The sequence below is a fragment of the Streptomyces sp. NBC_00986 genome (assembly GCF_045162565.1).
Classification (GTDB): Bacteria; Actinomycetota; Actinomycetes; order Streptomycetales; family Streptomycetaceae; genus Streptomyces.
The window spans coordinates 3,398,684-3,411,606 of record NZ_CP108733.1; the positions used below are offsets into that span (position 1 = coordinate 3,398,684).

A 12,923-nucleotide genomic window follows, 5' to 3' on the forward strand; every position below is an offset into this window, starting at 1 on the left:
TACTTAACGAGATGGCAACGGCGTCGTGCGTTCTCTAAGTGAAGACAGGTGTGGCCGCGGTCAGCGACCCGTCCAAAAGGGTCGAATCGCCCATCTCGCTGAGTGCGAGAGCGAGCGCTCCGAGCACTTCCGCACGGCCTCCAAGTGCCCCCGGGAGAACGGACAATTGACGCGCCGCACTGGGGATCGCGTAGCGGCCGACAGACTCCCTGATCGGCCCGAGCACCAGCTCACCGGCCTCGGCGAGATCGCCACCGAGGACCACTCGGCTCGGGTTCAGCAAATTGCAGAGATTGGCAACTCCACTGCCGATGTGGCGGCCGACGTCGGCGATCACCCGACGGCAACCAGGGTCTCCGTCCCGCGCCAGCCGCACGACTCCCTCCATGGTCAGGTCGGTTCCGTGACTGGACTGGAGAAGCGGCAGCACATAGCGCGCCGCCGTGAAGGTCTCCAGGCAGCCCCGGTTTCCGCAGCGGCAGACAGGGCCGGACTCATCAAGAGTAATATGCCCGATTTCTCCCGCTGTGCCACCCGGGCCCCGGTAGATCTTGCCGTTGATGACCAGTCCGGCCCCGACCCCGCTCGCGACCTTGATGTACGCCAGGTCCCTGACGCCCCGCCCACTGCCCCAGACCAGCTCACCGAGGGCGCCGAGGTTCGCGTCGTTGTCCACGTGCACCGGTACGCCCAAACGGCTGCCCAGCTCCTCCGCGGGTCTGGTGCCGGTCCAGCCCGGGAGGATCGCGGTGGAGCCCAGGGTGCCCGACTCGACGTCGATCGGTCCGGGCACGCCGAGGCCCACCCCGGCGATCTTGGAGCGGTCCACTCCGGTCGCCGTGATCAGCCGGTTGACCAGCTCTTCCGCCCGGTCGAACCCTTGCGTCGAGGAGGCGTCCACATCGACGGGTTCGGACTCCTCGGCCAGCACCTGGTGGGCGAGATTCCCGACCGCGACGCGCAAATGCGTGTGCCCGAAGTCGACACCGATGACGATGCCGGCGTCCCCGCTCAGGGAGACGCTCCGGGCCCTGCGGCCACCCGCCGAGGTCGGTGTGACCTCGACCGTTCCGCCGTCCTTGAGTTCGCGCACGATGTTGGAGACGGTCGCGGCGGACAGGCCCGTCGTCCTCGCGATCTCCGCCTGCGTCAGCGACCCGGCCAACCGCACCGCTCGCACGACCCGCTCGAGATTGGCTCGGTGCAGTGACGACTGCGACCCCGGAGTCTCCACGACGACCTCCTGCGCGCGGGACCGCATCGATGAGGCCCCGTCTATGTCCAACTAGTGAACTCTAAGCTGAGCTGTTCGGGTCGCCTCCCGTCAAGAGGTTGAACCGCATCCGGGTAGTTGCACACATGCGTGTAGGCCGCTCCGGAGGCCCGGAGCGGCACACACGAGGCAGGGGCGGGCCGCTACTTGAGCGCCCCCGCGGTCAGGCCTTGTACCACCTGACGCTGGAAGACGATGTAGGCGGCCAGCACCGGCAGCATGGCCATCACCAGACCGGCGAAGAGCCCGGACCAGTCGCCCTTGTAGCCCTGGCTGGCGGCGAGCTGCACCAGGCCCTGGGTGAGGACCCGCTTGTCCGGGTCGGTGTTCAGGACCGTCGGCAGCATGTACTGGTTCCACTGGCCCAGGAAGTTGAAGATCCCCACGCTGATCAGGCCGGGCTTGGCCATCGGCAGCATGATCTGGAAGAACGTCCGGGTGTGCGAGGCACCGTCCACGAACGCGGCCTCCGCCACCGAGGTGGGCAGCGTGCGGAAGAACGCGGTCAGGAAGAAGACCGTGAACGGCAGCGAGTACGCGATGTAGACCAGGATCAGACCGTGGATCGTGTTCAGCAGTCCCATGTTGTTGACGACGTAGAACAGCGGGACCAGGGCGAGCATGATCGGGAAGCTCATGCCGCCGATGAACAGGAAGTAGATGAAGCGGTTGCCCGGGAAGTCGAACCGGGCGAGCACGTACGCCGCCATCGAACCGAGCACCAGCGTGCCGATGAGTGAACCCGCCACCACCAGAATGGTGTTGAAGAAGTAGTCGCTCATGTTGGCGTCGGTCCAGGCCCGCGCCCAGTTGTCGAAGTGCAGTTTGTCCGGCAGCGCCCAGGGTGAGCTGAAGATCGCGCTGTCGCTCTTGAAGGACGTCATCACCGCCCACGCGAGCGGCAGGACGACCATGAACGCCCACAGGATGAGCATGCCGTGCGAGAAGGCGTTGAGGACGGAGCCCTCTTTCTTCTTCCGCTTCGGCGAATTCCCGTCCGGTGCACCGGACTTGGCGACGGGGACACCGGACTCGGCCGGCACGGGGGCGGGGGTCTCGGTCGTCTTCATGTGATCAGAACTCCAGCCGCTCACGGCGGCCCAGTCGCATCACGATGGCGGCGAACGCCAGCGTGACGACGAGCAGGGCGACGCCGATGGTGGTCGCGTAGGCGGCCTGTCCGTCCCGGAACGCCTTCTGGTACACGTACAGGACCAGGACGGTGGTCGAGTAGTCGGGACCGCCGGGACCGGTCGTCATGATCTGTACGACCGCGAACGACTCGGCGCCCAGCGCGAGGATGCCCATGTAGACCCAGCCGGACATCACCGTGTCCCACAGCAGCGGCAGGGTGAGGCGGAAGAACGTGGTCATCCGGTTGGCGCCGTCGAGCAGCGCCGCCTCGTACAACTCCGCGGGAATGGACGCCATACCGGCGGAGAAGAGGACCACGAAGAAGCCGACGGAGGACCAGACGAGGACCGCCATCACACACCACAGGGCGAGGCTCGGATCACCCAGCCACAGCGGCTGGAGGCTGCCGAGCCCGATGCCGCGCAGCAGGGAATTGATCGCGCCGCTGTCCGGGTTGTACGCGAAGGCGAACAACAGGGCGACGATCGCGATCGACAGAACCTGCGGGAAGAAATAGACGATCTTGTAGAACGAGGAGCCGCGGACACCCGAGATCACCGGGCCGCCCGCCCGGCGCCGTCCACCCACGTTGATCATGAACGCGAAGAACAGCGCCAGACTGATCGTCACCAGCGGCAGCACCAACGCGAACAAGAGACTGTGCTGCAACGACTTCCAGAAGATCTCGTCGTGGAACATTCTCTTGTAGTTGTCGAAGCCGACCATTTTGAATTCCGGGCTCAGCCCCGTCCAGTCCGTGAACGAATAGTAGATGGACTGGATGAACGGCCATACGACGAAGAGCGCGTACAGCCCGAGGGGAACCGTCAGGAACCCCACGATGAACCGGTACTTGCCGTGCTGCATTGCTACCGACCCCGTTCTCTGGGCGGGCGCCGCCGCTGGTGACGGATCCTCACTGGTGCTTGTAGTGCTTGATCGACGTGTCCTTGGCGGTCGCGTCCGCGTAGCCCTGGATCTTCTTGATGGTCTCCGCCGGGGTGGCCCGGCCCGCCATCATCTCGCCGAGGCCCGCCACGCCGATCTGCTCCTTCTGCAGCTGCACGTACCAGTCCTGGAGCCGCGGGTTCAGCACGTTGGCACCGGCCAGCTTCAGGGCCGCCACGCCGGACGTGAGGCCCGGGGTGAGGGTGATCCCGGTGGTGCCGCCGTTGTACGCGGTCAGCGACTTCACCTTGCTGGTGAAGTTCTTCGAGGAGGCCTCGCTGAGCATGATGCGCAGCTGCTCCATGCCGCCCGCCGTGTTCGCCCCCTTGGCCGGGACGATGAAGGGTTCACCGCCGGACGCCCAGATGGTGCCGAAGGGCAGCTTGTCGGAGCTGTCGATGCCGGTCGGCGCGGAGACCGCGAGGTTGAAGTCCTTGGGGATGACGTTGGCCGACTCGTTCTCCACCCAGGAGCCGTTCGGGATGAACAGCGCCTTGCCCTGGGCCCACGCGGTCTGCGACTGGATGTGGTCGATGCCGGGCGTGCCCTTGAGGATGTAACCCTTCTTGAAGAGCTCGTAGTACGCCTCGAAACAGGCCTTGACGGCCGGGTGCTTCCAGGCGTTCGGCTCCAGGTTGTCGATCGCGTCGAGGACCTCGCGGCCGCCGACCTTGCCGATCATCGGGTAGAGCGAGAAGGGGAGGTAGTACGGGTACTTGCCCGCATACGTCCAGCCCGCCATGCCCTTCTTCTTGGCCTTCTCGCAGACCGCCAGCATCTGGTCCCAGGTCTCGGGGTACTTCTCGTCGAGCGAGTCCAGGGCCTTCTGCGAGTACCAGACGCCGTACACCGTGTAGGCGTAGTACATGATCCAGACCGGGTCGCCGTCGAGCTGGCCCATCTCGACGATGCCGGGCCGGAGGGTGTCGCGGACCTTCTTCGACGGGTCGTCGTAGGAGGGCGCGTCCAGCAGCGGGGTGAGGTCGGTGAGCTGCTTCTTGCTCGCCAGGACGCCCATGTCCATCTGCTCGGCACCGGAGTTGTCGATCAGGTCCGGCGGGGTGCCCTGGTTGAAGCGGGGCTGCAGCGTCGACTGGATCTTCTGCGTGGCGGAGAACTTGACCTTCGCCTTGGGGAAGGCCTTCTCGTAGATCTTGACGGCGTCCTCGGCGTACTCCTTTCCGAAGCCGCCGTCGAAGAGCACGAACTCCATCGGTGCGGTGGCGTTCACCGCGAGGGGGTTCTTCGCGGTCTTCGTGCCCGCCGTGGCCTTCTTGTCCGAGCCGCTGTCGCTGCTCGCACAGGCCGAAAGGAAACTCATCGTGGGTACGGAGATCAGACCGAGTGCGGCCGACCTCTTGATCAAATCGCGGCGGCCGACGCCATTGGAACCGTTGTTCTCGGCTGAAGTGGATCCCATGCTCAAGTCCTCGCCTTCAACAGGACTCAGGCGGTGAACCGGATCCTCCCCGGCACCGCGGTCAGGTCGAGCTTGGTCGTGCAGGAGTACTTCGTGCGTGCTGCTGCGAGAGCGGTGTCGAACGCGACAGGTATAGTCCACTTCCGGTCGACAGAGCAAGATCGAATGCAGGGTGGGTTGTCGGTCTTTTCCGAAGTGAGACCTCGCGGAAATATGAACGCCCTGTGTGTTCGATGACGGAGAAATCCTCGTTATTGCCCTCGAATGCCTCACTCAACACCCTTGACACACCAGGCCACTTGACTCCCTACTGTTCCTTGCGCATCGAAGCTGACAACGTTGTCCAGCGTGCAGGGAGGATGCCCTCGTATGCATCACAGATGGTGGGGTACGGCGGTCGTGTCGACCGCCGCACTGGCTTTGCTCGTGGGTTCGCAGGGGGCGGCGGTCGCCCTTCCGGCAAAGGCCCCGGCCGGCGGGGAGTTCGCCTCCTCGTTCGAGTCGGGAGACCCGGCACCGGACTGGCTGAACACGGTCGACACCGCACCCGACGGCTCCAAGCGGGCCTCGGGCGTCGACGGCGGCTACAGCACCGGGATCCCCGGCAATGTGACCGACCACGTCACCGACGTCCGGGCCAGCTCCGAGAACACGGGCGGCGGGGAGGTGAAGGAGAACCTCGTCGACGGCGAGTCCGGCACCAAGTGGCTGACCTTCGAGCCCACGGGCTGGGTCGAGTTCGACCTCGACAAGCCGGCCAAGATCGTGACGTACGCCCTGACTTCGGCGAACGACTTCGCCGAACGCGATCCGAAGGACTGGACGCTGTCGGGCTCGACGGACGGCAAGGACTGGAAGACCCTGGACACCCGCTCCGGCGAGACCTTCGCCGACCGGTTCCAGACGAAGTCCTACGACCTCGCCGAGCCGGCCGAGTACCAGCACTTCCGGCTCGACATCACGAAGAACAACGGCGCGAGCGGCATCCTGCAGCTCGCCGACGTCCAGTTCTCGACGGGCGGGACCACCGCCCCGATCCCCGAGGACATGCTCTCGCTGGTCGACCGGGGCCCCAGCGGCTCCCCCACCGCCAAGGCGGGCGCCGGCTTCACCGGGAAGCGCGCACTGCGTTACGCGGGCCGTCACACGGCCACGGGGCGGGCCTACTCGTACAACAAGGTCTTCGACGTGAACGTGCCGGTCGGCCGGGACACCGCGCTCTCCTACCGGCTCTTCCCGCAGATGTCCGACGGCGACCTCGACTACGACGCCACGAACGTCTCCGTCGACCTCGCCTTCACCGACGGCACGTATCTGAGTGACCTCGGCGCGACCGACTCGCACGGCTTCGCGCTGACTCCGCAGGGGCAGGGCGCGACGAAGATCCTCTACGTCAACCAGTGGAACAACGTCCTCTCGCGGATCGGTTCGGTCGCGGCCGGGAAGACCGTCGACCGGATCCTGCTGGACTACGACTCCCCCAGCGGGCCGGCGAAGTTCCGCGGCTGGCTGGACGACGTGAGCCTCAAGGCGGTGGCGCCCGAGAAGCCGAAGGCGCATCTGTCCGACTACGCGCTGACCACCCGCGGCACCAACTCCAGCGGCAGCTTCTCGCGGGGCAACAACTTCCCCGCCGCGGCGCTGCCGCACGGCTTCAACTTCTGGACGCCGGTGACGAATTCGTCGTCGCTCAGCTGGCTCTACGACTACGCACGCGCGAACAACGACGACAACCTGCCGACGCTCCAGGCGCTCAGCCTGAGCCATGAGCCGAGCCCCTGGATGGGCGACCGGCAGACCTTCCAGGTGATGCCGTCGGCCGCCTCCGGGACGCCCAACACCGACCCGACGGCACGGGAGTTGGCGTTCAAGCACGAGAACGAGACCGCGCGCCCGTACTACTACGGCGTCACGTTCGAGAACGGTCTCAAGGCCGAGATGGCCCCGACCGACCACGCGGCCTCGCTGCGCTTCACCTACCCCGGCGACGACGCGAGCGTCATCTTCGACAACGTCACCGAGCAGGCGGGCCTGACCCTCGACAAGACCAACGGGACCGTCACCGGCTACTCGGACGTCAAGTCCGGGCTGTCCACCGGCGCTACGCGGCTCTTCGTCTACGGCACGTTCGACGCGCCCGTGACGGACGGCTCCTCCAGCGGAGTCAAGGGCTATCTGAAGTTCAAGCCGGGCGCCGACCACACGGTCACCCTGCGCCTGGCCACCTCGCTGATCAGCGTCGACCAGGCGAAGGACAACCTGCGCCAGGAGATCCCGGACGGCACCTCCTTCGACACGGTCAAGAAGCAGGCCCAGAAGGTGTGGGACAAGCTGCTCGGCAAGGTCGAGGTGGAGGGAGCCACGCCGGACCAGCTGACCACGCTGTACTCCAGCATGTACCGGCTGTACCTGTACCCCAACTCCGGCTTCGAGAAGGTCGGTTCGACGTACCAGTACGCCTCGCCGTTCTCCCCGATGACGAGCCAGGACACCCCGACGCACACCGGCGCGAAGATCGTCGACGGCAAGGTGTACGTCAACAACGGCTTCTGGGACACGTATCGGACGACCTGGCCGGCCTACTCGTTCCTGACGCCCGGTCAGGCGGGTGAGATGGTCGACGGGTTCGTGCAGCAGTACAAGGACGGCGGCTGGACCTCGCGCTGGTCCTCGCCCGGCTACGCGGACCTGATGACGGGCACCTCATCGGACGTCGCGTTCGCGGACGCGTATGTCAAGGGCGTGAAGTTCGACGCCAAGTCGGCCTACGACGCGGCCGTGAAGAACGCGACCGTCGTCCCGCCCGCCTCCGGCGTCGGCCGCAAGGGCATGACCACCTCGCCCTTCCTCGGCTACACCAGCACCGACACCGGCGAGGGCTTCTCCTGGGCGATGGAGGGCTATGTCAACGACTACGGCATCGCGCAGATGGGCCAGGCCCTCTACAAGAAGACCGGCGAGAAGCACTACAAGGAGGAGTCCGAGTACTTCCTCAACCGCGCCCAGGACTACGTGAACCTCTTCGACAAGCGGGCCGGGTTCTTCCAGGGCAAGGACGCCAAGGGCAACTGGCGTGTGGACTCGGCGAGTTACGACCCGAAGATCTGGGGCTACGACTACACGGAGACCGACGGCTGGGGCTACGCCTTCACCGCCCCGCAGGACAGCCGCGGCCTCGCCAACCTCTACGGCGGCCAGAAGGCCCTCGGCGACAAGCTCGACCAGTACTTCACCACCCCGGAGACCGCCTCGCCCACCAACGCCGGTTCCTACGGCGGTGTCATCCACGAGATGACGGAGGCGCGGGACGTCCGCATGGGCCAGTACGGCCACTCCAACCAGGTCGCCCACCACGTCACGTACATGTACGACGCGGCCGGCGAACCCTGGAAGGCCCAGAAGGACGTGCGCGAGGTGCTGTCGCGCCTCTACACCGGCAGCGAGATCGGGCAGGGCTACCACGGCGACGAGGACAACGGCGAGCAGTCGGCCTGGTACCTCTTCTCCGCGCTCGGCTTCTACCCGCTGGTGATGGGCAGCGGCGAATACGCCATCGGCTCCCCGCTGTTCACCAAGGCGACCGTCCACCTGGAGAACGGCAAGGACCTGGTCGTCAAGGCGCCGAAGAACAGCACGAAGAACATCTACGTGCAGGGCCTGAAGGTCAACGGCCAGAACTGGACGAAGACTTCACTCCCCCACTCGCTGCTGGAGAAGGGCGGAGTGCTGGACTTCTCCATGGGCTCCAAGCCCTCGTCTTGGGGCAGCGGCAAGAACGCGGCGCCGGTGTCGATCACCAAGAACGACAAGGTGCCGACGCCCCGCAGTGACCAACTCGCCGGTGTCGGCGCCCTGTTCGACAACACGTCGGCCACGGACGCCACGGTGACCTCGGTGGACCTGCCGGTCGCCAAGGCCACCAAGGGCATCCAGTACACGCTGACGTCGTCGAAGGACCACACGCTGGCGCCGACCGGCTGGACTCTCCAGGGCTCGGCCGACGGCAGCACGTGGAAGACGCTCGACAAACGCTCCGGCGAGTCCTTCACCTGGGACAAGCAGACGCGCGTCTTCTCGGTCAAGTCGCCTGGTTCGTACGCGCATTACCGCCTGGTGCTGAACAGCTCCTCGACGCTCGCGGAGGTGGAACTGCTGGCCTGAGGCACGGTCACGACACGGGGAGGCGGGGCAGCAACCGCCGCAACGCCTCCGCGTGTTGGTGGACCCGCCTGAGCACGCCTCTCCTGGTCGACGCGAAGACGGGGACGTCCTGGGCCGGGCCGCACGCGGCGGCCGTGTACAGGTCGTCGAGCCACGCCCCGCTCCCCCTGGTGCCGTCCGGCGCCAGGGGGACCAGTCGTGTCAGGACCTCCGATTCGGCGCCGCCCAGGAACCAGACCCGCACCATGAGGTCGGCGCGCAGATATCGCAGGCCCCCGTCTATGTCCTCCGGCGGCGCGAAGCCCTCGTCCCCCACCAGGAACGCGAAGGCGGTGCGCGCCTCGGCCCGGAACTCCTCGGGCAGCTGCGGCCGTTTCACCATCTGCGGATGCTCGCACGCGCCGATGTGCCCCCGCCACCGGAACGGGCGAGGGCACACAGAGTGGACGTCAGTTCACCGCAAGGGTGAACACATGGAGATCCGGGTCGTCCGGAAGTGTCACGCTCTTGATGGTCTTGCCCGTGGGCGCCGCGAACGGCTTGGTGGCGAACACATAGGTGGCTACCGGGTCTTTGTCCGCACCCGCGACATTGCGGTACGCGGTCCTGGCGACGACCTCGTTGCCGTACTGCACGGTGCCGCCGCCCCCGCCGACCGTCCAGTCCGTGAAGGACAGGTCGACGGCATCGGTGCTGCCGTCGGTGTAGGTGACGGTCGCCTTCGTCTGCTGGTTGCCGTTGACCGCACTGCCCACGAAGGACAAGTTGGCGGCGGGCTGCGGGAGTTGGACGGTCTGGCCGGCCGCCGAGACGTTGTCCGGGCGCCCGTTCGGCGAGCCGGGCCAGGTGAAGCCGAGCCCGTCCACGGTGCCCTCACCGCCCGGGGTCAGCCCGGCCGCCTCCAGCGCCTGGAGGGAGTAGCTCCAGCCGCCTCCGTCGTAGTCCGCCTCGTCGTGCTCGCCGGTGTCGTCGGAGACACCGGTGTTGTTGTAGGCGGCGAGGAGGGTGCCGGGCGCGGCGACCGTCAGGGACACCGGCTGCTCGTACGACGTGCTGCCCGAGGTGACGGTGACCTTCACGTCGTAGAAGCCCTGCCGGACGTCTTCGGCTGCGGTGAGGGTGATGTCCTGGGAGCCGTCGACGACCGTGCCCTGCGCGGGAGTTGCCGTGACCCCAGCAGGGGTCTCGACGGTGTAGCGGACCTCGGGTCCGGTGCCGCCGCTCAGGGACAGGGCCTTGATGTTGACCTTGGTGGTCTCGCCGGGGGCGAGGGTCGCGGCGGTCGGGCCGACGCCGATCTGGTACGGCTGCTCGCCGGTCCGGAAGGACGGCGGGGCGTCCGAAGGGGCGCTGCCCCAGGTGCGGTTCGGGGTGGTGGAGAGGGTGTAGTCGAGGGTGCCGCCGTTGCGGACGATGGAGGACGAGAGCCAAGGCTGTTGCGTGCTACGGCCGTTGACCTTCAGGGACTGGATGTACGGGGCGTCGGTCGCGGCGCCCTTCGCACGAATGGAGATGTCGTTGCCCTGCGGGCGCTTGATCTCGATGCGCTCGAACAGCGGTGAGGCGAGAGTGAGTTCGGCGCGCGAGGGGACCTGGGGGTACATGCCGAGAGCCGAGAAGACGTACCAGGACGACATCTCGCCGAGGTCGTTGTTGCCGGGGATGCCGGCCGGGTCGGTCGTCCAGAGCTGCTTCATGGCCGCCCTGACCGTCTCCTGGGTCTTGTAGGGCGCACCCGCGTAGTCGTACAGGTAGGGGACGTTGACGGACGGCTCGTTGTCCAGCTCCGACTTGTCGCCGCCGCTGCCCGTGAAGGCCCAACTCCCGTCCGCCTCATGGAAGAAGGAGTCGAGGCGGGCGAGGGCCTTGTCGGTGCCGCCCATCGCCGCGAAGAGGCCCGCGGGGTTGTGCTGGACCATCCACGTGTACTGGGCGGCCGTGCCCTCCACGAAGCCGTTGCCGGTGCCCGGGGTGAAGCCGGTGACCCAACTGCCGTCCACCTTGCGGTTGGCGATGTAGCCGCCGGTGGGGTCGGCGGCGATGTTGAAGTTGTTCTGCCACCACTGGGCGCGCTGGGCGAAGTCGGAGGCCGTACTCTTCTTCCCTGCCGCCGTGGCGAGTTGGGAGAGCGCGAAGTCCGCCGTGGACATCTCCAGCGTCTCGGCGGCGCCGCCCCAGGCGTTGGAGACGGAGGGCATGTAGTGCAGGTTCAAGTACTTGTCCAGGGAGGGGCGTTGACCCACCGAGAGCACCGGCTTGCCCGAGGAGGACAGGTCCTGTGCGGTGGGGACGGTCGCCGCCTGGACGAGGGAGGCCAGGGCCCCCTTCAGGTCGAAGTCGGTGCCGCCGAAGGCGCGGATGCCGGCCAGGGCGGTGGGTGAGGGGTCGCCGTTCATGACGTGGGTGCCGCTCGCTCCGTGCAGCCAGCGGTCCCAGACTCCCCCGTTCTGCTGGGCGAGTTCGTAGAGGGACTGCGCGATGTCCGAGCCCGTGCGCGGGCTGAGGAGGGTGAGCAGTTGGACCTGCGACCGGTAGATGTCCCAGCCGGAGAAGGTGCCGTACTGCGCTTGATGACCCCGGCTGACCTTGTGGACCTTGCCGTCGCTGCCCGTGTATCTGCGGTCGGCGTCGCTGATGACGTTCGGGTGCAGGAGGGAGTGGTAGAGCGCGGTGTAGAAGGTGGTGCGCTCGGTGTCGGTGCCGCCGCCGACCTTGATCGCGCCGAGCTGGTCGCGCCAGGCGCGGTGGGCCGCGTCCTCGACCGCGTCGAAGGTGCGCTTCGGCGGGTTCTCCGCCTTGAGGTTGGCCTTCGCGCCGGCCTGACTGACGTACGAGATACCGACCTTGACGCCGACCGGGCCGGTGCCGGGCTCGAACTCGACGTAGCCGCCCGCGCCCTTGCCCGCGACGGGACGGCCGCCGGTGCTGAACCCGCCCGTGCCGCCGGTCGCGCTCGTCGAACCCGGGGTGAGCTTGTCGTCCTGCCAGGTGCCGGTGGTCTTGAAGGCGCGGTCGAAGTGGGCGGTGAAGTACAGGGTGTAGTAGGCGCGTTGGCCCTCGGGGTCGAGGTAGCCGCAGAAGTTGCCGGAGGTGACCGAGCCGGAGACCGTGTTGGTCTTCGGGTCGATGGTGACCGACGAATCGGTGGAGCCCACCTCGGAGTTGGCGGTGCGGATCAGCAGCGAGGCGGGCTTGTCGGCCGGGTAGGTGAAGCGGCCGGAGCCGGTGCGGGCCGTCGCCGTGAGGTCGGCGGTGACGCCGGACGCGAGGCCGACCTTGTAGTGGCCGGGCTCGGCGGTCTCGTCGGTGTGGCTGAAGTCGGAGGCGTAGACCGCGTCCTTGGTGTCGCTCGCCGGGGACGAGGTGACCTCACCGGCGTACGGGTAGAACGGGATGTCACCGCTGCCGCCCGCGCAGCCCGTGCCCGACATGTGGGTGAGGCTGAAGCCGCGGACGCGGGTGGCGTCGTACTGGTAACCGCCGGGCGCGGCCGTGCTCGTTGCGCTGCCTCTGGTGTTCTCCGGGCTCCAGGAGAGCATGCCGAAGGGCACGACGGCGCCCGGGAAGACGTTGCCGCCGTTCTTGGTGCCGATCAGCGGATCGACGTAGGCGCTGGGGTCCTTGACGAGTTGTGGCGGGGCGGCGGCGGTCGCCGCCAGGGCGGGGGTGGCACCGCCGACCGCGAGCGCGGCGGCGAGCAACAGGGACATGGGACGGAAACGCATGACGCGGCCCCTCCTCCTTCGGACGGGTCGCGCACCACAGGTCGCACAAGCCGCAGGGACAGTAACGTGCGCCACCCGTACCACGGAAGAGCGCGTGCGCCGGTGGGGCACGCGGGGCACCCACTCGGACGGCGCCCGCAGGCCAACTGGCTTGACATCGTTGTCCGTTGGGGCGGTAGAGTCATATGCAGACCATTCGACAACGTTGTCGCACCACAGTGTCGCCCCAAGCCACGCACCACCCGGGCAGGTTCAACCCCCA

At 67.3% G+C, this 12,923-nt stretch carries 7 protein-coding genes; 1 reads left to right on the forward strand and 6 read right to left on the reverse strand.

Annotation, left to right across the window (positions count from 1 at the left end; genetic code table 11):
* Positions 1-34 precede the first annotated feature (34 nt).
* The 4 genes from OG504_RS14775 to ngcE form a co-directional block, all read right to left on the reverse strand.
* A complete protein-coding gene (locus OG504_RS14775; RefSeq protein ID WP_019063292.1) occupies positions 35-1,234 on the reverse strand; it encodes an ROK family transcriptional regulator in 1,200 nt (399 codons plus the stop codon).
* Between the two features lie 182 nt (positions 1,235-1,416).
* Positions 1,417-2,343 (reverse strand): carbohydrate ABC transporter permease, encoded by a 927-nt coding sequence (locus OG504_RS14780; protein WP_403584487.1) that lies wholly within the window; start codon positions 2,341-2,343, stop codon positions 1,417-1,419.
* A gap of 4 nt (positions 2,344-2,347) precedes the next feature.
* A complete protein-coding gene (locus tag OG504_RS14785) occupies positions 2,348-3,274 on the reverse strand; it encodes a sugar ABC transporter permease (protein WP_366493242.1) in 927 nt (308 codons plus the stop codon).
* Between the two features lie 49 nt (positions 3,275-3,323).
* A complete protein-coding gene (ngcE, locus tag OG504_RS14790; RefSeq protein WP_405990256.1) occupies positions 3,324-4,775 on the reverse strand; it encodes an N-acetylglucosamine/diacetylchitobiose ABC transporter substrate-binding protein in 1,452 nt (483 codons plus the stop codon).
* A gap of 369 nt (positions 4,776-5,144) precedes the next feature.
* Here ngcE and OG504_RS14795 point away from each other — a divergent pair, with 369 nt between their 5' ends.
* Positions 5,145-8,936, forward strand: a complete 3,792-nt coding sequence (locus tag OG504_RS14795) for a GH92 family glycosyl hydrolase (protein WP_405990257.1) — start codon at positions 5,145-5,147, stop codon at positions 8,934-8,936.
* Between the two features lie 7 nt (positions 8,937-8,943).
* Here OG504_RS14795 and OG504_RS14800 read toward each other — a convergent pair whose 3' ends face one another.
* Together OG504_RS14800 and OG504_RS14805 are read right to left on the reverse strand one after the other, a co-directional pair.
* Complete coding sequence (locus tag OG504_RS14800) at positions 8,944-9,318, reverse strand: hypothetical protein (protein ID WP_405990258.1); 375 nt, start codon at positions 9,316-9,318, stop codon at positions 8,944-8,946.
* Between the two features lie 67 nt (positions 9,319-9,385).
* The gene (locus tag OG504_RS14805) at positions 9,386-12,661 is read right to left on the reverse strand and encodes a GH92 family glycosyl hydrolase (RefSeq protein WP_405990259.1); all 3,276 of its coding nucleotides are present in this window, start codon (positions 12,659-12,661) and stop codon (positions 9,386-9,388) included.
* Positions 12,662-12,923: the final 262 nt, after the last annotated feature.

Coding starts and splice junctions, on each gene's coding strand:
- OG504_RS14795 (WP_405990257.1), top strand. CDS start 5,145: ATGCATCACAGATGGTGGGGTACGGCGGTCGTGTCGACCGCCGCACTG.
- OG504_RS14785 (WP_366493242.1), bottom strand. CDS start 3,274: ATGCAGCACGGCAAGTACCGGTTCATCGTGGGGTTCCTGACGGTTCCC.
- ngcE (WP_405990256.1), bottom strand. CDS start 4,775: ATGGGATCCACTTCAGCCGAGAACAACGGTTCCAATGGCGTCGGCCGC.
- OG504_RS14800 (WP_405990258.1), bottom strand. CDS start 9,318: ATGGTGAAACGGCCGCAGCTGCCCGAGGAGTTCCGGGCCGAGGCGCGC.
- OG504_RS14780 (WP_403584487.1), bottom strand. CDS start 2,343: ATGAAGACGACCGAGACCCCCGCCCCCGTGCCGGCCGAGTCCGGTGTC.
- OG504_RS14805 (WP_405990259.1), bottom strand. CDS start 12,661: ATGCGTTTCCGTCCCATGTCCCTGTTGCTCGCCGCCGCGCTCGCGGTC.